We start from the raw sequence: 23860 nt of genomic DNA on the forward strand, positions 1-23860 counted from the left end.
AAATCCTGAACCGCTTTTTTATTTTACATATAATCTGTATCTAATTTTCCTTTTTTGAACTGAATAATATTCAGCTTATTCATGACCCATATACATGGATACATTGGATCAAACTCCCATTTTTTTACTGCGAAATTAGGACGTCCTCCAAATTTATGGTGATTGTTATGCAAACATTCTCCCCACATTAACCAGTCAATCGGCATTAAATTCGTAGAAGTATCGCCGACATCATAATTACGGTAACCTAGTTTATGCGAAAACCAATTGATGATAACTCCATGTAAAGGACTCATTAATACCTGCATTGGAATGAATACAAAATATGTCCAAAGCGGAGCATCTACAGCAACGTAAATTAAGATGTAAATGATTACCCATGCTAATCGCACAGCATTGTTTCCTGCGAATTTATCCCACGTTCTCCATGATGGAACACCTTTTTTGAATTTTTCCAAAACTTGGGCTTTATCGTGATCAATTTGATTGTAAACCATACGAGTTCTCCACATCATCGCAAAGAAATTCGGATCATATTGTGGTGAATGCGGATCTTTTTCAGTATCGGCATACGCATGGTGATGTCTGTGCATGACACCATATGTGTATGGACTCAGGTAAGATGAACCTTGGAATACCCAAGCTAAAACATGAAATATTTTTTCCCAAACTCTAGACATTGTAAACATGGCATGAGATGCATATCTATGATGAAAAAAAGTTTGAAAAAATAAAGAAGCATACCAATGTATAACAAAGATAATGATTACTGCTGTCATTACTATTTTTAAAATTTATACAAATATAGTTGATAGGTTTGTTAAATAGCCTAATCAAAATCATAGAAATGGTAAATTAATTTATTATTTATAATGAAAAAAGAGAATTGATAGAGGATATTCAGTTTAATGTAATACATTAAACGATTGCTCTAAGCATCTAAAAAAATAAGTTTTTAAAGTTGAATCGTTCGTTCAATATTTATATTTTCTAAAAATATTTCATCGTGCGAAACTACAATTAAACTTCCTTGGTATTGATTGATTGCAGCTGTAAGAATTTCTACATTCTGAATATCTAAATTATTTGTCGGCTCATCAAGTATTATGAGTTCAGGTGATTTGCTGTTTATTGTTAAGCAACAAAGCAATAAACGCATTCTTTCTCCGCCACTTAATGCAAAACAAGGTTTGTCCCAATTTTCTTTGGTAAATAAAAAGCGGTTCAACCTAATTTTCACTTCGTGTTCTTCTAAAGCAAATGTATTGAACTGTTGAACCTGTTCATACACATTTAGTTTGTTGTTGAGTAAAGAATAGTCTTGGTCAATAAAGATTGCTGTATTTGCGGCTCTGTACATTTTTCCATTCGTGGGTTCAAGATTTCCTAAAATCAGTTTAATCAAAGTTGTTTTTCCTGAACCGTTGTTTCCTTTCAACGCAATTCGTTCTCCACTTGTAATCTGAAAGTTCAAATCATTTTTCCAAAATAAGTGAGTATCGTATGAAAAATTGACGTGAGTTGCGGTAAATAAAATTTTTCCTTTGTGTAACATTGAATGGTCAAAGCCAAATTTCATTTTTTCTATACCTGGTAAAGAAGTACGAAGCTGGCGTAGATCTTTTGAAATATTTCCTACTTTTTCTGTATGAACTCCTTTTAATTTAGCGGTACTATTTTCTGCATTATTGCGAAGTGTATTCATCATAATCTTTGCAACTCCTGCTTTTTCTTGTTTATTTTTACCTCTACTATCTAATTTTTGCTGGCGTTCTATTGTCTCCCGTTCTTTTTCTTTTGCTTTTCTCAATGCTTTTTCTTTGCTCTGAATATCTTGATTCAATGCGTGACGCTCAATTTGTTTTTGTTCGGTGTAAAAATCATAATTTCCTCCATAGGTTTTAATTCCGTCTTTACTTAACTCGCATATTGTATCCAAAAGCTGAAGTAATTTCTTGTCATGGCTTATCACAAGCAACGTACTTTTGGTAGACTGCATAAAATTGTATAAAAGTTCTCTTCCTGAACTATCCATATGATTACTTGGTTCATCCAACAAAATCAATTCAGGTTGATGGATCATGACTCCTGCGAGAAAAACTTTTGTTTTCTGTCCACCGCTGAGTGTTTCCATTTTTTGCGATAAATCACAATCAGCTAATTGCCAGTGATGCAAAGCATTTGCACAACGTTCCTCAATCGACCAATCATCGTTTAGTAGGGTATAATTTTCTTCATTGATATTTCCATTCAGAATTTCTTCTAAAGCGTTCAGTTTTTTATCTACATTCAATGCCTGAGCAATTGTTAAATGATTGTATTGTCCAAAAACCTGCGGGACATAATAAGGAGCTGTATCAGCAATACGTTTTCCGTTTGAAGGGTGTAATTCTCCTGCAATAATTTTAAATAAGGTAGACTTCCCAGTACCATTGTTGCCAATTAGGGCTATTTTCTGGTGTTTGTTCACTGTCAGGTAAATGCCGCTAAACAGTAAATCATGATTTAAATGTGTATATGAAATATTTTGTAAAACTAACATAATTTCTTTCTTAAAAGATGAAACAATACAGCAACCGTTAGTGGTTGTTGATCTAATGTGTTCGAAAGAAATTATTTTTTACATGATAAGTTTTTACTTTATAAAGTGTTTTGCAAATATACGATTATTTAATTTAAGTATTTTTAACTTCGGTTTTATTCATTAAAAGTTTTAAATGGTAACCAAGTAAAGATTTCTCGACAGGCGCATCATTTGTTAAATAAATTTGAACCAAAATATTTTTTAGTTAAAATATGAAAGTAGTGGTTAATAATTCCAATTCGCTTTTGCTGGGATGATTATTCTGGTCGAGGAATGTTCTGAATTCTGCTGTGTCATCACAAAAGATTATATCAAAAGTAAAGCGATCATTTCCATATAAACCTCTGTGAATCATATTGGCATAAAAAATAAGTAAATCGCCCCGATTCATTTTTACCGTTTTCCCTTCTTTTAGATTATTACTTGGCTTTCTTCCGTTTAAAGCTAATCTTGTTTCTAATTCATCCATTGAATCCCATTTATTGTGTGTGGAAGGAATCAATTCAATTCCTAATTCGGGTTTGAACGGAATTCTAAAATGAATAACATTTTGTGTTTTAATAGCTCGTTGTTGTTGTTCAATTTTCATTCCTGTGTATTGAATATCGCGGTGCCAGTAATTATTTTGATGAGGATTGAACGGGTCAAAAAATAACTGTGTATTTAAGAATAGTGCCTTATTAGGAAAAATTTCCTGTACAATTTTTTGAATTTTATCTTGGGTAATGAATTTAAAAATAAAGAGTCGTTCATCAGTGTGGATTAAATTACTAGACGTAATGCTATGACTATTAATAAGCCCGTTTTTATAATCTTGTTCATTTTCTTTTAACCATTTTTGATGAAATTTTTTTAAGAGATTTTCTAATCGAAGTAAGTCATTTTCATAAAAATAATTTTCAAAATGAATATATCCTTGATGTTTATATGTTTCTAATCCTATCATTCAATAAATTTAGTCAATCTTTTTACCGTTATGTATCTTTTTTCAAAATTCAATATACACTAAATAATCAGAATTTATTCCGGTTATTGTAGAGGGTATATGATTGTTAATCAGTTGGTAATAAATAAAATCTTTCTTTTTATGATTTACTGTAGATAAAATGTAGACTTGTTTTTATTGTAAAAATTAACATAAAATAATTTTTAGTTAACTTTTTATTAGTAAGTTTGTATCGGGTGATTTTTCTATTTAAGTAATTATTTTCGAGATGAAGCAAACCCGGTTCGAATCCGGGATCACCCTTTTTTTACTTATAACACTACTAGATAACTTAATTATGAAACATTCTAGAAGAGGCTTTATTCAAAAGTCTTCTTTAGGTTTGGCAGGTTTTATATTCTTTTCAACTACTCCTTCTGTTTTTGGAAATATTTTTGCCTCTCAAAGTATTGAGGAAATGCTTGCCGAAGCGTCTAATTTAAAAAAATCGAAAGATTATTTACAAGCTGAAAATTTATACCGTTCTATTATAGAACACTATCCGACGGATAAACGCGCTTATTTTGGTTTAAGAAAGACTTTTCTTGTACAGGATAAATTCCTTGAGGCTGTGAGATTATTTGAAAATGTACTTCAAAATTACCCAAGAGATCCTATTTTTCTTAATCAATTAGCAAAAGAATATACAAGTATTAGCTTAGGTAACAGTAAAGTAGTCGAGCAATTGAACTATAATTTTTCACTTGTGGACAAAGCAAGAGAACTTTACCAATTAGCAAAAGAAAACTCATCTAATAGTGATATTGGAGTCGCATTTATGCGTTCAACCTCTACAGAAGAGAACCCTTCTACTTCGAATAACTCAGATGTTGGATTAAAAAAAATAGAAATAATTATTGACAATCAATTGAATCAGATTGATGCAAGAGATAATTTAAAGGCGAAAGAGTTATTACTATCTAATCGTTCGGTTAGCAGATCTTATGAAATTAATTTATCTACTGAATTATTAATTGCCAGGCTTAATGAGTTGAAAGTTAAACCTAAGAATATACAACGAGATAAATTTATCAAACGTACTTACCGTGAATTAATCTACAAACTTTTTAAGGATAAGGATTATACACGAAGTTATCAATATGCGAACGAATTGTATACTTTCGATAAAAAAGATGTGTATAGTCTTAATTTGTATAAAAAAGCCTGTTTACGTTCAAAGCGTTACGATACAATGGAAAGTCTTACAAAAGAAAATGATGATGCTCAGAAAACGAATTGGTCTAGAATAGGTTACATTAAAGCGTTAATACTGCGTTATGAAAAAAGTAACGTAGGTAATTTAACAACGATTAATAATCTACTCAATTCTTTTGAGACAACTTATAAAATAACCCCTTCTATACTAATAGAGATTAATTATTTAAAAGCAAAATTTTATACGCTAAAGAAAGATTATAATGCTCTAAAATCTTTATTGAATACTTTATCTGATAATTTTATAGGAACTCGTAATAGTCATAACCTTGTTCGGTATATGGCCGCATTTTCTGATTATTATATTGGGATAGGAAAGAAAAATGAAGCAATTACATTGATTAATTCTTTTTTATTGAATTCGACAAGAGACTACATCGTAACAGAAGAACTTTCCAATAAAATTTTAGCTGTTTCTGCTTTAAAATCTTATTCAATCAGTGATTATGCTCATCAAAAAGAAATTATAAACCTAAAGAGACGTATCCAAGCAACCTAATTTATATGAAGAAATATTTATTTTTTAGTTTGGCTATATTCTCATTCGTGAGACTATATTCCCAAGTCGCAATAACAGAAGTTTTCTTTGATACACCACATATGGAATATCAAAAAGAAGATCCTCTCTATCATCATGCAGGAGAATTCATCGAATTATATAATTACACGACCGAAGATATTAATATTGGCGATTGGGTTTTAGGTGATGATGAAGGAGGTTTTATTTTTCCAAAAAATACAATCATTAAATCAAAAGATTATTTGGTAATTGTCTATACAAACAATGCAATTAAAGCTAAAAATGCGAATTATTTTGTCGATTTTTTTCCTAATGCAAAAGCCCATAGTTCCAAAATTATCTACACGGATAAAATTATTTTAAATAATTTCAAAGAATCGGTGTCTCTGTTTATGACAACCATACGTGGACAGAAGATAAATACAGAGGAATATTATGGTGTTAGAATAGACGGGATTTCTTGGAACTTCAAGAATAAAAAAAATATTAATGGCATTTATAGCACATCTGATCTTTTTTCTAGTTTTGATTATTATAAATTATCTTATCATAAAAATTCGCAGGAAGATTACCGTGATATTGGTAATGTTGATGAAATAGTAGCATTTACAGATTCTCGATTTAGTAAGGCAAACCCTTTTGGGCTATATTATACTCCTCCAATTGTTAAATTAGAAGATATTCCATATATAAAATATGCTTTGTATCAATATGAGCATTTTGGAGCCATGACTATTCTTCCTGAATTATTCAATTTAAAATGTAATTCAAGTATTCCTCTTATTGGCTATTCAATACCTCAAGATACGTATACCAAAAAGAAATGTTTTAATTATGATAAGGCTGGAAATTATATTTCTTCAAGTGATTTATGTCTTGACGAGGTTACTCTTCCCAAAGCTGAATCGAGGGTGGCTGTGACTGATTACAATGAATTGTTCTTTGTATCACCAAATCCAACAAATGGAAAGGTAAATATCTCATGGGATCAATCTGTTGAGCATTCTCTTTCTCAGATACATATTGTTCCTTTTAATGGATCGAATGCAATTCAAATCAAATTCAATCCTACTAACGCTACGGCTAACTATGATTTAACAACTTATCCCAAAGGAATTTATTTTGTTGAATTCATTTTAGAAAACGGACAGCGAATCACGAAAAAAATTATTAAACTATAATTATAATATAATTAATTCATCATGAATAAATTATTTACTTACTTATTTCTATTCACGGGGTATGTTTTTGCCCAACAAGCAACAGAAATAAAAGAATTTAAATCAGACTTATCTTCTTATAAAATAGACAATTCAATTCCGGATAACACAACATTTGTTCCTACGATCAATTCCGAATCAGATGTAAGTGCTTCCGGAACTTTTTCACAAGTGATTCCAATCGAAGTATTCAAAGGAATTAACAATTTACAACCCAATTTATCTCTTGTATATAACAGCCAAATGAATGGAGGAATGGCAGGAGAAGGATGGAATATTTCAGGGTTGTCTTCTATTACATTGGGAGGGAAAAGTTTAAAAATAGACAATAGTAACGAAGGAATTGTATTCGACGGAACAGATCCTTATTATCTGGACGGACAGCGATTGATCGCTTCAAATGGCGAATTTCGTACAGAAGCGCTGTCTGCGATTAAAATAAAACGTGTAGACCCAACTACTTTTACGGTTCATTTTACAGATGGACGTGTTTCGACATATAAAAAAATAGGGCTTTTTGATTTTTCTGTAACAGAAATGAAAGATGCTTTTGGGAACACCATAAAATACGAATATTTTAATGATGGAAATGTTACCTATATCCAAAAGATCAGCTATGGAGATACGTCTTTATTTTCCATAAATTTTGAATATAAAGACAACCCGAATCGGATTACCTCTTACGTAAATGGAACTCAAATTATATCAAGAAAAACGATTGCGAATATTACCGTTCGTTCCAAAGAAGGGATATACAGAAAATATGCTTTAACACATGACTATACCAGTTTAAAGTATCCCAGATTACGGGAAGTTAATGTTTACAATAGTAAAAATGAAGCCTTAAAACCACTGAAGTTTAAGTACAACAGTGATGGAAGCTCACGAAAATTGATCAAAACCACAGAAAGTGCCAATCGTTTTTCTAAAAACACGTTGACTTTAGGAAGTACTGTTCAGGGAGATTTTGAAGGGAATGGTACGGTTTCCAGTATTTATGTCATCAACGAAGATGAAAAAAACAATCCTAAATCGGATAAAAACAAGGAGTTTTATTCGTCTATTATCCACGAAAAACTAGGTCCTATTGTCGCTGATCTTAAATTTGACCGGAATTTAAATTTACACGCCGGAAAAATAATTGATGCAGAAGGTAAACTGTCTAAAAATGATGTTCTTTTTTATATTGATAGAAATATTTTTAGTAAAGAGGTTATCAAATACAATAATAATTCTATTATAACAAGTACATACAGAGTAAAAGCGATAGATCCTTCGTCCGGAAAAGAATTTACAAAATCATTAATAATACCAACGGGAATAGAGATTAATTTAGATGCTAGAAAAATTTATCTAGCGGATGATTTCTTTGAATTAAGTGGCGATTTTAATAACGATGGATTAGTTGATGTATTAATATTCAGAAAAGAATCTATTGCTTTTAATTCTGAGTTTGATGATAAAATTCTTAATCTTATTGATATAGAAATGAAGGATATGGTGTTCTTGCAGGTAACACAGAAACTTGAGAAATCAAAGTATCCTTCTGCCTTGTATTTTTATGAGCTAGGGAAGGAAATGAAGAACCCCGGTTCTGTTCAATTGACGCAATTGGCCTCAGGAATTACATTTGAGGAAGGAAGAGTATTTCCTATTAACTATGATCGGGACGGGATTACAGATTTTTTATTTGTAGATCAAAAGAAACAAGAGTTTAATATCAAATCAATCAAGCGTAGTTCTTCCGGCAGCTATGCATTAACAACTAAATTAGCAGCCCAACATTTAGCTTATTTTCAAGAAGATTCTCCTTTGGTCTTTGGAGATTTTAACGGAGATGGATTGACTGATTTTATGACACCGGCTAAGTTATATGACATCACAAAAAGCAGTGCAAGACAAGTCCTAAATGAAATAATCATTGACAAAAAAGTATGGTGGGAGTATATCAATACAGGAAAAGGCCAGTTCACAGCAAAAGAACGTGACTTTACCAATGAAAATTTAGTAGCATGTAAACCTGCACAACGCGCTGTTCTTAAAAAATCTTCAGGATGGCAAAAATTTTGGTCAGGAAAACCGGATCGTTATCAATTTTCTGAATATGCTTCTTGCGGAGTAATTGCAACAGATTTCAACAATGACGGACGTTCTGATTTTGTTGCATTTAATCATTTTGGAAAAATCACTCCCGGAAAAACGGATCCGTCTTTTATTCAAAATAATAAAATCGAAAAATTAGATAACATTATTTCTCCTCAGCCAATTAACATCAATACGATATCTTTTATAGAGAATCAACCGTCTGATAAAGAGGAATATCAACTGAATTTTTCTAATAATAATTATCTTTCTTTTGAAAATGAAGTTACTCCTTTTGCTCTTATTGGGAGTAATAATACAGAACGAAACTTAGAATCTTTCAATGTTGGTATTCAATTTCTGGATCCGTTTAATGCGCGTAGGGTAAATTATGACATTCAGACACATAATTTCCTGGAAACAAAAATAGCTCAGGTGGACAATGGATCGGGAGTGATTCAAGACATTGAATATACGCCAATGTCTGAGGCTGTGATTTCTCCTTCTGCGATTTGGGAGGGAAACAAGTTGCATGAGAATAAAAACTTGTATTATAAAATAGATCAGGGTATTTCGAACGATTTAAAGTATCCTTATTATGTCAACCGTAAACAACCTGGTTTATACCTGGTGAACCGAATCAATACATTATTTGATACCAAATCTATTTCGAAAGAATACCGTTATGTAAATGCCATTCAGGATTTAAGCGGATTAGGCTTTATAGGATTTCAGCGTGTGGCAACGAGTAATCCATACGAATCTACAAGACAAAACGGGCAATATTTACCGAAAGAATTAGGAAAAGATATATTATGGTCGGTTAGTTTGTCAGATCCTTTACAAGAGAATCAACTAATTGCCAAAACGATTGGAAATCTCACCGGAGATCAATACACAACAAAATCTTCTGTAAAATATAAGAAGATTACAAGTGGAAAATCTTATATGTATGTGAAACAGGAAGAAGTTTCTGAAGATAAATTACGTAATTTTTCCATCTTTAAATCTTATACGTACAACACAAGAGGTTTTTTAGTTTCTGCTGTTACAGACTATAGAAGTGAAAATGGACAGAAATCGGAAGAAAAATTTGTATACGAACCTGATTTTACGAGTGGTCAAAGTTTTTTTGCGGGAAAAGTAAAACAACATGAAAACATTGAAACGAATCATAATGGAACTTTTTCTTCTAAGAATATTTATTCCTACAATAAAACAAACGGAAGTGTTATAAAAAATGAAAAATATGGAAATAATACCACTGCCATTGTTTCTGATTCTAAATACGATGCTGTTGGAAACAAAATTGAAGAGTCTTTATCCGGTCAGGGAATTAAGACTTTAACAACCAAGTTTGAATACGATGCTTCGAAACGTTTTATCACTAAAACAACATCTCCTGAAGGTAAAATTGAATCGACTACCATTGACTTATTTGGTAATCCATTAACTGTAACAACAACTTTAGGATTAAAAACGACATACAAATATGATGGTTGGGGGAATAATATAGAGGTTCTAGATCCGTACACGATCAAAACAACTTTAGTGAAACAAAAGTTAGACAACGGAAAATACTCTTTATCCACTTCTACTCCGGGAGTTCCTTCTACTTTTGTGATCTATGACAAGTTTGATCGTGTGATTCAACAAAAAACACAGTCAATCAACAACAAATGGTCTTTTGTAGACATTGAATATGATCTTTTTGGAAAAAAAATAAAAGAGTCAGAACCTTATTTTGAAGGTGAGGCTAAAAAATGGAACATTACGGAATACGATGCGTTAGATCGAATTACAACATATACACAAAGTACAGGACAAATAATAAAAACTTGTTATGAAGGTTTAGGTGTTACCGTAGATGAAGGAACTAAAAAGACATCTAAACGTTACAATTCTGCAGGACAAATAATAAAACATACCGATAAAGGAGGCAGTATTGTATATGATTACTATCCGAATGGAACATTAAAAACAGCTGATTACGACGGAATCATCATACGTATTCAACAAGATGGTTGGGGAAATAAAATTGAATTGAACGATCCTTCTGCCGGTATCTATACCTATAAATATGATGCTTTAGGAAACATTCAGGAAGAAATTAGCCCGAAAGGAAAAACCGTTTATGCCTATGATAATTTCTATAAATTAATCAAAGAAAATGTTTCATCTGATGATAATTCTGCCATTGAGATTAATTATGCGTATGATGCAACAACTCTTCTACCTACAAAAACGTACGGAACGAGCAATGGAAATTATTATGAATATGAAACATCTTACGATGAGTTATTTCGTTTAAAAGGAAAAAAAGAAACGACAAAAGATTTTATTTACGAGTCTTATGTAACATACGATACGCAAAATAAAGTCAAAGATACTTCGCTAAAAACGACTATTAACGCGATTAACAAAGTCATTAATTCGAAAGTATCCAATGTTTATGATGCAAACGGATTTTTGGTAGAGGAGCGTGACGCGCTAAAGAACAAAACCATAAAAAAAGTAACGGAAGTCAACGCCCAAGGGCAAGTGAAGAAATTAGATTTTGGTAATTCACTGAGTTTAACCACAAGTTATGACAAAGACTTTTTCCCTTCTCAAATCAATTTAGCCAATGCAGCAGGTCAATCAGAATTAAAGATAGCGTATACATTTAATGCCAAACGTCATCTTTTAGAAAAACGCAACATTCAGTTCAAAGGATTAGCAGCTTCTAACGAGTCGTTTACTTTTGATGAATTAGACCGTTTAACTTCTGAGAAAGAAAACAATGTGATTCTCAATCAATATGTCTATGATCCGAAAGGGCGTATGGTTTATAACTCTGAGGTAGGAAAATATACGTACCAAGATCAAAACTATAAAATTAAAAGCATTGAATTTAATTCGAAAGGAAATCAATTATTGGAAAATAGGGGATTACACCAGATCAAATTCAACAGTTACAAACAGGCGACAGAAATTTATTTAAAAGGGAAAGATCGCATTTCGTATGATTTTAACTTGTTTAAAGAAAGAAGTATTGCGTATTATGGCAGCGAAGATACAGATCAAAATAAACGCCCTTACCGTAAATTCTATACTTCGGATAAGGCTGTGGAAATTCAGTTTGATGGCAGCAAATACAAAGTAATAACCTATGTCGATGGCGATCCGTATTCTTCAAGTTATATTCAGGTCAACGAAATAGCAGCCAATAAAACTACAACAGAAACCAATTATTATGTACACCGTGATGTACAGGGAACGATTCTTGCGCTTTCTTCTACTGCAGGAGTCCTGGTCGAAAAACGTGTGTTTGATGCATGGGGAAACATCAAGAAAGTTATTCATCAGGATGGAACAGTTAATACAACACTGGGAATTATTGACAGGGGATATACAGGACACGAGCATTTGCAAAGTGTTGGGTTGATCCATATGAATGGGCGTTTATATGATCCTGTTTTACGTCGTTTCATAAGTCCGGATAATTTTGTTCAGGACCCGTACAATACCCAAAATTTTGACCGCTATACTTATGTGTACAATAACCCGCTGATTTACAATGACCCAAGCGGTGAATCGATTGTTGCGGCTGTAGTAGTAGCTGCCATTGCTATTGTTAGTCATGTTGTGATGAATGCAATAGAAGGAGTTCCTTTGTGGTATGGTTTAGGAAAAGCTGCAACAATAACGGCTGTTACAGCTGCAGTGAGTTTTGGGATTGGAACTGTAGCTACAAATGTTTTTACGAGCGCAGTATCCAGAGCCGCCTTTCAAGCCGCGGCTCATGCTGTATCCGGAGGAGTTATGAGTGCGATAGATGGAGGAAAATTTATAAGTGGTTTTGCTTCCGGAGCGATCTCTTCTTTGGCAGGATCAGGGATTGAAGGGTTAAAAATAGGATCTGAAGCTCTTGCTGATGCAGTTATTGTTGCTTCCGGCGGAATTACCGGGGGGATTTCTTCTACTATTGCAGGTGGAGATTTTTGGCAAGGTATGCGACATGGATTAATTACGACCGGACTTAATCATATTCAACATAAGTTTGTAAATTCGTTTAATAAAGCTGAAGATTCTGAAGTTGTTAATACTGAATCTAAGGATTATAATCTTAATGAGGAATCTAATCCTGGACCTAGAATGAGAGCTCTTATGGCAAGATTAAGAGCAGCTATGAAAAGAAAAGCTTATGATAAAGCCAAATCTAAAAGTGCAACAGATATTCCATCTTCAAATTCATCAAAAAAAGAACTGTCTGTAGACAAACAATTATCTAGAGAGTTTTCTATTACTAAACATGGCGCTTTAACAGATGGAGTATATACAGTATCAATAGAAGGGATGAAAAAACATGTATTTGGAGGCGTATCAGGAAAAAGTAAATTTTATCCTACTTTTGATCCTAATGAAGCAGTATTGAAAGCTGCTCAATATGCTGACAAACATAATTTATGGAAAGGTAATAAAGCAAAAGTTTTAATTAAAAACACGAACATAGGAACTCTAGGTAGTGGACAGCCTACTAATTATATGAATATTTATAGAAATAGTAAGGGCTTTATTCATGGTTCTCCAGGAAATTAAAAATATTAAATGATTGACTTAACTCACATAATAACAGATATCACTTGTTCGTATAATGACAACTGGTATTTTAATGATTTTTTTATTGTTATAAACATATTAAAAAATAACGAATTAGAAATTTCATATTGGGAAGATGAAGAAAATTGGGCTTCAGTTATAAATAATGATAAAATAGTTGGCTATTTATGGCATAATTATCCTTTATTATTTATTGAATATAGATATTCGGACATTGTAAATGATTTCTCAGACAATTACAAATTTGAAGTGATTTTTGTTAATTCTGTATACACAGATTTATTTAAAATGGATAATAAATTAATTACAGTATTTGATAATTTTATAAATCTCAATTCCTTTACAGCAGAAGATCTATGGTTTTATACGAATAGTAAATGATAATTTTCTATCGGAATTTTTTATTAGAAATAAGTGGCTCATTAAAATTATGATAGATATACCATTATATTTAAGAACCTATAGATCATTCATTGTTTTATTTGAAGAAGCGCTAAAGAAACATTATGATATAAATGATAATTTATATGAAGATTATATAGGTGTTTTATTCGATCGAGAAGGAAGTATAGATAATTTCAATTACCGATTTCATGGAGGGGGGTGCGAAGTTATTCAAAATAATATTGTTTGTGATTATGACTTTATTCCTTATGATGAGGTTTTGAAATATCAATATACAATATGGAATTTATATACTTTTATTGATACTTACTTTAATATACAAATTGATGAAAGTGATTTAAAAAAAGAAATAGAAGCTCTTGTAGAAATAGGGCAAATAAAAAAGCTTGTTATTGATAATAAAGTTTATGACACATATTTTCTATAGAATAGAATCAAGTGACATTTTAATCATGTGAATTAAAACAAATGCGTAAGTTAATCGTTATACCAAAAAATAAAACAGCGGAAAGAGATTTAGATTTTGATGAAGCTTCATCTGAAGAATTAATAGAAATAACATTAGATCAATTTGAATTTTATTCTCTGTGGGATTATGGAGTTTTTTTATTAATAAATAAAGTATGTTCTACTAATATCGATGACTTCGAAGATGAACATATTTATGATTTAGATTTAATAACTAAAGCATATTATAAAATAAAAGAAAAATTCCCGCATCAAGAAAAAATTATAAAAGCATTCAACTATGCTATAACTTATAATACTAGTATTCACTTTTTTTTCTAAACTCCGGTAGTGTTTCAGATGTGTCTTTATTTTAAAATTTTTTCAGTGGTTTTGCTTCCGGAGCGATCTCTTCTTTGACAGGTTCAGGGATTAAAGGGTTAAACATTAATTCCGAAGCATTTTCGGATGCCCTTACTGTTGTTTCCGGTGGAATTACCGGCGGAATTTCTTCTACTATTGCAGGTGGAGATTTTTGGCAAGGAGCAAGACAAGGGCTTATTATATCTGCTAGTTATAGTGCTATCAATAAATTTATAAGTTCTATTAATACTACATCGCAATCACAAGATCTTTCTTTAAATAAATATGATGTAAGTAATGATGTAAGTTACTTTGCTAATCAACAAGAGTTAGATAATTATATCAATAATAATATTGGAGATTTAGGTACAATCGAAACAAAAATAAAGACTAAAATTCTACTTGCAACAAATGAAAATGCTGCAGAATATGGTTATACATTAGATGGTTTACAGTTAAGAAATCTTGATAATGATGCTGTAGGAGGAACAACAGTAAGATTTTTTAATAAAGATCGTAGTGTGGCTAAGAACAATTCAGTAATTCTTATTTCCCCAAATATTAAAGGAATGAAATTTTCCAATGTAAGTGCTACGTCAATGACCATTAATCATGAATTAATCCATGCAATACATATTTATAGAAGACATCCTAATTATCATAAATATACAGAAGCTTCAGCTTCTACTTATTCTTATGTATATTTAATGAAACATGGAGCTCCTAAAGGTGCTAAATATTATTCTGAAAGATATATAAAACCCGTACCTTTATATTATTCTTGGAGAAGGAATTTACCTAACTATATAAATTGGGGTGTAAAATGAAAATATTAACGTTCTTATTATTTATCTCTTTATTTACTGCGTGTCATGTAAATAAAGAAACAGTAGAATCTATTCATGTAAAAATTTCTTTAAGTAATGATATAATTCTTAAATACCCTAAATCTCAATATATCACTCACTTTTATGATAAAAAAGATGATACGATTATGTTTGACTTGTCAAAACAACAATTTGATTCAATTCAGATTTTGTATACAAAATATGTAATTTCTTATCCAAATGATACAGAAATTTATTTGAAAAATAATTCTTTCGAAACTTTAGCATACGAAACAAAATACCATTTCAATTTAAAAAATAAAAATTCTAAGATCATAAAACTTTTTGATGTTGGAGGAAACAATGTTGATAAGGAATACAAAAATTTCATGAAATTTGATACTTATATACAAAAACTTCTAAAATCAAAGAAGGAATTAAAAAATAAGCCAAAACCTAATAATATACCACTTATTTAAATATTTGGTAATCTTATGAAAATATTATTTTTTATATCGTTTATTATTTTTTCTTCTTGTTTTTCAAAAGGAGATTATAATCAACAGCAGAATTCAGCTATAAAAGAAATTGAAGTAGTTTATGACAAAGGTATTTATTCCTATTATTTAATGGAAGGAAAATTAATTGTTGAAAATTATAGAAGTAATTCAACTCATTATTTTGAAATTAATAAAAAAAGTAAAGTAGAGCTTAGTAGTTTATATTACGAGAACGAATTAAATGAAGATCCTAAAAAAGTAGAAATAGTTGTAGATAAGAATACATATTTAAATATGCCAGCAACAGAAATCGATTATTATATTTCTTTTGAAAATGGAACGATTCAACATTTTTATTTAAAAAGGGATAATGAAAAAACTCCGTTAGATTATTTTAAATATAGAAAATATAAGAATTTTATTACTGAGATTGATCAAATTATTGACTCTTTAAATAAGCAGTATGATTTTGAAGAATCTGACATCATTTCACTATAAAGGAGATGTTTTTTAGGACTAAAAATAATTCTTACAAAATGAAAAAAATAATTTTAATATCTTGTCTACTATTAGTTTCTTCTTGTTTATCTAAGAAAAGTAATGATAATGAAAAGGTAGAGATAATAGTTGGTGATAGTTCAACGTATTTGTATGATACTATAGAACTTCAAAGAAATATTATTGAGAAAGGAGATATTTATTCATATAACAGATTAGAAGATGTTTATGAACAACCTGAAGATTCTTTGACATATCGCTTATTAAAATATTCTTATATTATGGCAGATAAATATGCCTATAATTATGCAAACCGAAAAATAATAAGAGATTTGGTTAGGAAAGAATTAAAAACAAATAATTTATCTTTAATAGGAGATTTAGATAGCAAGAATAAAACCGAAGTTTTTGCGCGTTTAAATCAATGTGCACAACAAAATGAGATCAGCTGTTTAACTATATTAAGAGATTATTATAAAAAGAACAATAATAAATCTGAAGCAGAAAAAATAGAAAAGTTGCTAGATTCCATTATGTATAAAAAGTAAAATTATGATCTAAGATAATTCACCCCAATAATAACTTTTCCTCTGTTATGTGGTGTTTCTTTATATCTTCCAAAAACTATATTAGGAGGATACGGAAAGTTGTTGAAATTGTTTAAAGTTAAAAATAAAGTACTATCTATGGCTAAAACAGGAGATATAAAAATAGAGATAGATTCTTACAATAATGATTCTATTTTTGATCTTGTTGATTTTATAAATGCTTTTGAAGAAGAAAGTTGGAGTTTAAATGATCATGGGAATATTAGCTATTTACCTCTTCATGATGATGATAATTATGATTGGAAAATTAAACCTATTAGTTTTAGAAGAGAAATAATTCCTTTGCTAAAGGAAAAGCAAAAATGTAATGAAACAATTGGAGTAAATTTCTATTCAAATAAATATAATACTGGATTTTCTCTATTAGTTTATAACAACTATAACACTATAAATTTTATATTATATAATAATGTAAAAAGAATCGAAGAATTGTCAATCACAGATTTTTCTTGGTATATAAAAAAAATAATTCCTATTCTGAATAGATTAGATATTGATTATGAATACATAAGTTGTAGTGAAGGTTAAATCTACTTGACTTAAAATTTTGAATAAAATCAATATATTTATTACAACTAAATTAACCATTTCATTATTCACCCCAATAATAGTATTTTCTCTGTTATTGGGGTGTTTTATTTATTTGAAAACAATAAACTAAATACAAAACCATTTATCTTTACGATAAAGAAAATATAATTTACCAAATGATATAAATTGGGGTGTAAAATGAAAATATTAACGTTCTTATTATTTATCTCTTTATTTACTGCGTGTCAACTAAATAAAGAACTTGTTGAGTCTATTCATATAAATTTTATAGGAACAGATGATATAATTCTTAAATACCCTAAATCTCAATATATCACTCACTTTTATGATAAAAAAGATGATACGATTATATTTAACATGTCAAAACAACAATTTGATACAATTCAAGCTTTATATACTGAACATGTAAAATCTTATCCAACAGATACAGAAATTTATTTAAAAGATAAATCTTTAGTTCTTACTGGAGGAAGTATTAAAAAATATAATTTTTCTTTAAATGATAAGAATAATAAAATTATAACACTAATAGATACAGGTGGAGATAATGTTGATAAGGAATTTAAAAATTTCATGAAATTTGACGTCTATATACAAAAACTTCTTAAATCAAAGAAAGAATTAAAAAATAAGCCTGATTCTAATATGCCTAGTTTTTAAATATTTGGTAGTCTTATGAAAATATTATTTTTTGTATCGTTCATTGTTTTTTCTTCTTGTTTTTCAAAAGGAGATTATAAGTATCAAGAAAATTCAGCTATAAAAGAAATTGAAGTTGTTTATAACAGAGGTATTTATTCCTATTATTTAATGGAAGGAAAATTAATTGTTAAAAATTATGAAAGTATTTCTAACAATTATTTTGAAATAAGTAAAAAAGGTAAAGCAGAGCTTACTAGCTTATATTATGAGAACAAATTAAATGAAGAACCTAAAAAAGTAGAAATAGTTGTAGATGAAAGTACATATTTAAATATGCCAGCAACAGAAATCGATTATTATATTTCTTTTGAAAATGGAACGATTCAACATTTTTATTTAAAAAGGGATCATGAAAAAACTCCGTTAGATTATTTTAAATATAGAAAATATAAGAATTTTATTACTGAGATTGATCAAATTATTGATTCTCTAAAGAAAAAATATCATTTTAATAAATCTGATATAATCAGGATGTAAATCTGATGTTTTTTGTGACTAAAAATAATTCTTACAAAATGAGAAATCCTAATCAAAAATTGTTTAGTAAAATCCTGTTATTATTGTTGACAGTAGTATTGATAATAGGTTGTCAGAAAGAGATTGAAACAAAGTATCTCAAAAATAATATGTTTATAACCGAGGCAGGGAAGTACTATTTTAAAAGTACACTCTTAGAAATAAAAGAATTTCAGAACGGAACTTTAGTTGTGGGTTTAAAAAAAGGGAATAAAATTTATTATAGTCAAAATATTTTTACAGCCTTTAGTAAATACCAACAATGGTTTATTTTTATTGATGAAAAAGATTGGATATGGATATACAATTCTGATTATCAGGAATTAATTCTATTAGAAAAAAGAGAAGATGATTATTTTATAAATCCGCATTTTAATAAAAATTTTATACCTGCTAAAATTAGAGAAAAATTATCTTGATGGATCGAGTGATAATATAGAGGGGCATTCCATTCCGGAAATTATAGAATTAGAGAAAAGTCATCTTAAAAATGTATGGCGATAAGATGAGGTTGTATTTCCGTTTTTTAAAACAATAAGCCATTGTAATTGTTTTGTTTAATCCAAATTTAGTAGTGTATATTTTCAATAAAGTGTAATGTGTAAAACTTGATTTGTTCAGATTTTAGGGTGAATATTTGTGAAAATTAAGAGTGTCAATAGATGCTCTGCAATTTTTGAATCATGGAAACCAACCTAAAATCTTCAACGAACAATACAAGAATAATGAATAGAAAATGGTTTATAACCTTCTGTCTCTGTTTTATTTTGACAGGAATTATGCATGCGCAAAAAATATCGGCTTCGAATGGAGTTAGTTCTCCTTGTGCGATATGTGCGCCTCCGAATTGGAGTGTTATTTCGGGAACGCCTGATATTTCAAATCGAAATATTGTCGCAGCATCCGGAACATCCGGAGGAGGGCAGAGCTGGACCAACGCACCGCTTCCGCTTCCGCCAAATAATCATCTTACCTGGATTACGATTAGAGATGTCGGAACTAAAGCAGGAGAAGAGTCAATAAAAACAACTATTTCTGAACTTATAGTTGGAAGAGATTATGAAGTGGTGATTTATTCTTTGTCAGCAATGGCCGATAGGGGATCGACAAAGTATAGCCCTTCCTATATTGATAAATATGATTTTCAAGTAGGAACTTATCCGAGAATAAGTGTGACGCAGGTGAACAGAGACACGAATAATAGCTGGGGAACAAATCGTTTGGTGTTTACTGCCCAAAATACTTCTATGGATTTGTCTTTTTTTCCGGGTTTTAATGCCAGTACTTCTTCTTTCGAATCAGTCAATATTTCTGTGACATTAAATTCAATCAATACGTTGCCTGTAGGCAAAGATTTCTTCGTTTCAGCAGCTTTAAAAGATCAACCTGTGACATTGAATGTTGTGGAGAATGCGGTGGAATACGATGAAGGTCAATTTGTACAAAATGGTTCAGTAGATTTAGATCCTGCAACACCAGGTATACAATCTACTTATACTGATGCAAAAGGAACCTGGACAGTGAATACTTCTAACGGACAAGTTACTTTTGTTCCAACGAGAGGATTTGAAGGACAGGCTATAATAGAGTATACAGTACAGGATAATTATGTTCTGGATGGTATTCTTTCTCCCGGAACATCAATTCCGAAAACAATCATCATTACTATTCCTCCATGTACAACAGCTGTTACAAAGGAAAATTTTGAAGTCGCTGATGGTGTTACAAAGACATTCATGATGCCGGCGACTGATTATGGGTTTCAATTTGATATTTATTCTTTAGACAATTCATTCCAATTGAATATAAATGGGATTGATTTAGCAAATGAAGAAATCGATTTTCAACCCGGAACCGGTGCTAAACAGAATATCAGATTTTTTGACGGAACAAAACACGGAGAAGGGAGTATTTCTCAAATCTATGACATAGAAGGAGACAGCCAATCTCCGGTTATAAGAATTAAAATCGCTTCAGATGGCAGCATATCGTTACAGGCACGAAAGTCTAATGCAGATAGAGCACTTTATGATATGGAACTTTACGGAATTGTAGGAGGAACGGGTAGTACTAACGTGGCTTTTAATACGGTGACATGGAACAACGCAGCAAGTAATACAGTTATTGCTTCTCAGCATGTTGTCGGAGCAACTCATATGTCAGGTAATGGAAGTGGACTTATAAAAGTAGAATGTCCATGTACAAAAGAACCCAAAACAGGAATAAATACAACGATTACGAATGTAGCAATTTCGACCAATACAACGATTAAATCCAATTGGCCTGCGAATATTCCAAATGGAGCGCTCGTATTAGACTCAAGCTCAAAAGGATTGGTGATTACCCGAATTAATAATGTTTTGACAGATATAAAAGCTCCTGTAGAAGGAATGATCGCATACGATGAAACAGATAAATGCGTGAAACTTTATAATGGGTACATCTGGAATTGTTTAAAAAATTCATGCACAAACGAACGATGAAAAAAAATAGACTAACGACACTCTTCTTTCTCTTCCTGTTTACACAAATTAAAGCTCAGGTAATTATTGCTGAAGAAAGCAATTATCCAACGGATATTACAGAATCAAGTTTATTGCAGTTTGAAGATGATACATCCAAAGGAATTATTCTTCCTGCGAATAACACAGAACCCGAAAATTCTGCAAACGGAACCATCATTTTTGATCGTCTCACTGAACGCGTGAAGATGTTTGAAAATGAGAAATGGGTAAATCTTTCAGACACAGGAAAAGCACCAGCTTTTCTAAATGAAAATGATTTAGGAAAGGGAGTCATTATAGGAGCTTATACATCGATGGCAGACGGTGTTCTGGTTCTGGAATCCTCAGATAAAGCATTGGTTTTACCTCGAATAAATAATGTAAATACGGATGTCATCAATCCATATCCTGGAATGATATGTTATGATCTCGCAACTAAAACGGTTACAATATTTGATGGAATTCAATGGAATTATTGGAACTAGGATGTATTTGATGAGCTCTATTCTTCTGAAGAATAGAGCTTTGTTTTTTCTTCTAAATTCTTAATATATAAGACGGCTGTAATGTTTGTTTCTTTTTTAAACGCTTCTGTAAATTTACTTGGAGACGAAAAGCCTGTCATTTCACTAAGAGCTGCTATTTTATATTTTCTATACGAAGGATTATTTTGTAATTCTGTAATGATATAATGAATTCTTAATTGATTAATGTAATTGGTGAAATTTTTGTTCTTATGAGAATTAATAACTTGCGACAAATATTTTGTGTTCGTTTGACAGTAGATAGACAATGACGCCAGCGACATATTGTTTTTATTGTATAAAGTCGTCTTCTCAAAATGCTCCAATCGTTTCAAAATCTTTTTCTCTGTTTCCGGGTTGATGTCTGTTTCCCGATGAGAAAATAATTTATCTTTAAGCGGTATATTCATATTTGAAATAAATTGATGATAATCAATTTGTAGACGCTTTATTTTTTGCCGTATAGTTTTTATATACAGGTAAGCAATTAGAGCAAAGAGTAAAAAAAGAATCGATATAATTCCAATAAGGTAATTCGATGTATTTTTCTCTTTGGTCAAGGTAATATTCTCACTCTTTAATTTCTTTTGTTCATGGTTAATAAAAAGATTTCTATGATGATTGATAATTCCGGTAATCGTATCGATCTTTTCTTTTACAGCAACAACTTCTTTCGGCTTATTTTTTAATTTATAGTATTTTTCATACGTTTTATAAAACTCTTCTTGGAGTGCTAAGTATTCCGATTTTTCTGAATTTTTCTCAGCTAGGCTCATATATTTTTCAGCCTCAGTGGCATTGTTTTTTTCGATGTGGCACAAGGCAATTCCATTGTATACTAAAGCTTTGGTATGATTGTTAGGATGTTCTTCAACATAAGGTAAAGCTTTTTTATAATGAATTAAAGAACGGTCGAAATCATTTAATTGATAATAGCAGTCCCCTAACAACTGTAAATTGGTACCGATAAAATGATTGTAATTCGGATGTTCTTTTTTAAAATATTTGCCCGATTGTTTGATGTAATAAATAGCTTTTCCATAATTTTTTAAATCAATTTGATAATAAGCATTTTCCTGCATCAACATGCCTAAAAATGTTTCTTTGACTTCAGTATTACTTATTTTTTCGGCTTCAGAAACAGCTGTTTTGAGATATAAATTCGATTGACTGTAGAGTTTTAATATTCGGTATTGAGTGGCTAAAAAACCATTGATTTTAGTGGTTTGTATCGGATTAGCTACTCGTTCGGCTATTTCTTTTGCTCTTATAGCATATGCAACAGCTTTTGAATATTCGCTGCTTTGCTGAAAAAGAGTCGCAGAAAGCATTAAACTCTTTATTTTGAAGATGTCATTTTGAGAAATAGAATAAAGAGAATCTGCTATAAACACGGCTTTAGAAAAATCTTTTTGAGATGTTTCTAAATAAGTTTTTGTGTATATACGTTCAAACTCTTCGTTATTTTGGGCAGTTAGTAATAGAGGAAGAAAAAGAAGGATAAAAAATTTCATTCCAATTAATTATGTAGATCTAATATTTAAACAAAGGAAAACTTTTTTTGGATTAGCTTGTTTTATGAAATATCAAATCTATACATATATTTTTTAATTTTTCCAGAATTGCTAATAATTAAATGCAATTCTTTAATGAAAAAGCCACTGCAGTATTTTTTTACCGGAATACAGTAATAATTTTTAGATATAAACTTTGCAGAAGCTTTAAATTTAGTCTCTATTTCCTCTAAAGTGTAATTTTCCAAATTAGACATAATACTTGGTGCATTATAGTTCTTTTCTTAAACAATTGAAACGGTATAAATCTTAATACCTGTTTGTTTTTAAGAAGAAAAAAGCCACTAATCACATAGGGTGTTGTTAGGTTTAATAAAAGAAATATAGTGAATACAACTTTTAATGAATTAATGACTTTTTATCTAAAACTTTATTTTTGTAAATATTTGAAATAATTTTTCAATAAATCAAATACATGACACCTCGTTTTATTGAAAATGAGGGTAATTTGTTTTGTTTTAAACTGCTGTCATTTAGGTTTTTATATTTTTTAAAAAAAGAATTTTTTGTAAAGATACTTTTACTTCTTTCAAAGCAATAAATATAATTTTCATTCAGTATAATAATATTGTTTTTCTTTTTAAGAAGGAAATTTTATATAAAAACAAAAACCTCGTTTTATAACGAGGTTT

20 protein-coding genes are annotated in these 23860 nt (G+C 30.3%); 16 read left to right on the forward strand and 4 right to left on the reverse strand.

Annotated elements, in window-relative coordinates; genetic code table 11:
* Window positions 1–23: 23 nt before the first annotated feature.
* The 3 genes from H277_RS0113390 to H277_RS0113400 form a co-directional block, all read right to left on the reverse strand.
* Window positions 24–779, reverse strand: a complete 756-nt coding sequence (locus tag H277_RS0113390; protein WP_019976117.1) for an acyl-CoA desaturase — start codon at window positions 777–779, stop codon at window positions 24–26.
* A 176-nt stretch (window positions 780–955) separates the two neighbouring features.
* The gene (locus H277_RS0113395) at window positions 956–2542 is read right to left on the reverse strand and encodes an ABC-F family ATP-binding cassette domain-containing protein (protein WP_019976118.1); all 1587 of its coding nucleotides are present in this window, start codon (window positions 2540–2542) and stop codon (window positions 956–958) included.
* A 247-nt stretch (window positions 2543–2789) separates the two neighbouring features.
* The gene (locus H277_RS0113400) at window positions 2790–3530 is read right to left on the reverse strand and encodes a phytanoyl-CoA dioxygenase family protein (protein WP_019976119.1); all 741 of its coding nucleotides are present in this window, start codon (window positions 3528–3530) and stop codon (window positions 2790–2792) included.
* 337 nt (window positions 3531–3867) lie between these two features.
* Between H277_RS0113400 and H277_RS0113405 the strand changes: the two genes are divergently transcribed.
* From H277_RS0113405 to H277_RS0113480, 16 genes are all read left to right on the forward strand, one after another.
* Window positions 3868–5283 carry a tetratricopeptide repeat protein gene (locus tag H277_RS0113405; RefSeq protein ID WP_019976120.1) on the forward strand — a complete coding sequence of 472 codons (1416 nt, stop codon included), beginning with the start codon at window positions 3868–3870 and terminating at the stop codon, window positions 5281–5283.
* Window positions 5284–5288: 5 nt separating this feature from the next.
* Window positions 5289–6485 carry a lamin tail domain-containing protein gene (locus tag H277_RS0113410; protein ID WP_081623230.1) on the forward strand — a complete coding sequence of 399 codons (1197 nt, stop codon included), beginning with the start codon at window positions 5289–5291 and terminating at the stop codon, window positions 6483–6485.
* 21 nt (window positions 6486–6506) lie between these two features.
* Window positions 6507–13187 carry an RHS repeat-associated core domain-containing protein gene (locus tag H277_RS0113415; protein ID WP_019976122.1) on the forward strand — a complete coding sequence of 2227 codons (6681 nt, stop codon included), beginning with the start codon at window positions 6507–6509 and terminating at the stop codon, window positions 13185–13187.
* A gap of 9 nt (window positions 13188–13196) precedes the next feature.
* Window positions 13197–13589 (forward strand): hypothetical protein, encoded by a 393-nt coding sequence (locus H277_RS0113420; protein ID WP_019976123.1) that lies wholly within the window; start codon window positions 13197–13199, stop codon window positions 13587–13589.
* 49 nt (window positions 13590–13638) lie between these two features.
* Window positions 13639–14040, forward strand: a complete 402-nt coding sequence (locus H277_RS0113425) for a DUF6896 domain-containing protein (RefSeq protein WP_019976124.1) — start codon at window positions 13639–13641, stop codon at window positions 14038–14040.
* A gap of 41 nt (window positions 14041–14081) precedes the next feature.
* Window positions 14082–14402: a hypothetical protein gene (locus H277_RS0113430; protein WP_019976125.1), complete on the forward strand. Its 321-nt coding sequence runs from the start codon at window positions 14082–14084 to the stop codon at window positions 14400–14402.
* A 74-nt stretch (window positions 14403–14476) separates the two neighbouring features.
* On the forward strand, window positions 14477–15250 hold the full coding sequence (locus H277_RS0113435) for a hypothetical protein (RefSeq protein ID WP_019976126.1): 774 nt from the start codon (window positions 14477–14479) through the stop codon (window positions 15248–15250).
* Complete coding sequence (locus H277_RS0113440; protein ID WP_019976127.1) at window positions 15247–15729, forward strand: hypothetical protein; 483 nt, start codon at window positions 15247–15249, stop codon at window positions 15727–15729. The genes H277_RS0113435 and H277_RS0113440 overlap by 4 nt, the downstream gene beginning before the upstream one ends.
* Before the next feature lie 15 nt (window positions 15730–15744).
* Window positions 15745–16248 carry a hypothetical protein gene (locus H277_RS0113445; protein WP_019976128.1) on the forward strand — a complete coding sequence of 168 codons (504 nt, stop codon included), beginning with the start codon at window positions 15745–15747 and terminating at the stop codon, window positions 16246–16248.
* A gap of 38 nt (window positions 16249–16286) precedes the next feature.
* Window positions 16287–16796, forward strand: coding sequence for a hypothetical protein (locus tag H277_RS0113450; protein ID WP_019976129.1), 510 nt, complete (start codon window positions 16287–16289; stop codon window positions 16794–16796).
* 138 nt (window positions 16797–16934) lie between these two features.
* Window positions 16935–17384: a hypothetical protein gene (locus H277_RS0113455; protein WP_019976130.1), complete on the forward strand. Its 450-nt coding sequence runs from the start codon at window positions 16935–16937 to the stop codon at window positions 17382–17384.
* Window positions 17385–17585: 201 nt separating this feature from the next.
* On the forward strand, window positions 17586–18068 hold the full coding sequence (locus H277_RS0113460; protein WP_019976131.1) for a hypothetical protein: 483 nt from the start codon (window positions 17586–17588) through the stop codon (window positions 18066–18068).
* A gap of 15 nt (window positions 18069–18083) precedes the next feature.
* Complete coding sequence (locus H277_RS0113465; protein WP_019976132.1) at window positions 18084–18587, forward strand: hypothetical protein; 504 nt, start codon at window positions 18084–18086, stop codon at window positions 18585–18587.
* Between the two features lie 38 nt (window positions 18588–18625).
* Window positions 18626–19045 (forward strand): hypothetical protein, encoded by a 420-nt coding sequence (locus H277_RS0113470; RefSeq protein WP_019976133.1) that lies wholly within the window; start codon window positions 18626–18628, stop codon window positions 19043–19045.
* 264 nt (window positions 19046–19309) lie between these two features.
* Window positions 19310–21109 carry an Ig-like domain-containing protein gene (locus H277_RS19800; RefSeq protein WP_019976134.1) on the forward strand — a complete coding sequence of 600 codons (1800 nt, stop codon included), beginning with the start codon at window positions 19310–19312 and terminating at the stop codon, window positions 21107–21109.
* Window positions 21106–21615, forward strand: coding sequence for a hypothetical protein (locus tag H277_RS0113480; protein WP_019976135.1), 510 nt, complete (start codon window positions 21106–21108; stop codon window positions 21613–21615). Before H277_RS19800 ends, H277_RS0113480 begins: the two co-directional genes overlap by 4 nt.
* Window positions 21616–21632: 17 nt before the next feature.
* Here the strand turns inward: H277_RS0113480 and H277_RS0113485 are convergent, their stop codons facing one another.
* The gene (locus tag H277_RS0113485; protein WP_019976136.1) at window positions 21633–23168 is read right to left on the reverse strand and encodes an AraC family transcriptional regulator; all 1536 of its coding nucleotides are present in this window, start codon (window positions 23166–23168) and stop codon (window positions 21633–21635) included.
* Window positions 23169–23860 lie beyond the last annotated feature (692 nt).

Origin of the sequence: Empedobacter brevis NBRC 14943 = ATCC 43319 (assembly GCF_000382425.1) — a bacterium.
In the GTDB taxonomy this organism is placed as follows: domain Bacteria; phylum Bacteroidota; class Bacteroidia; order Flavobacteriales; family Weeksellaceae; genus Empedobacter; species Empedobacter brevis.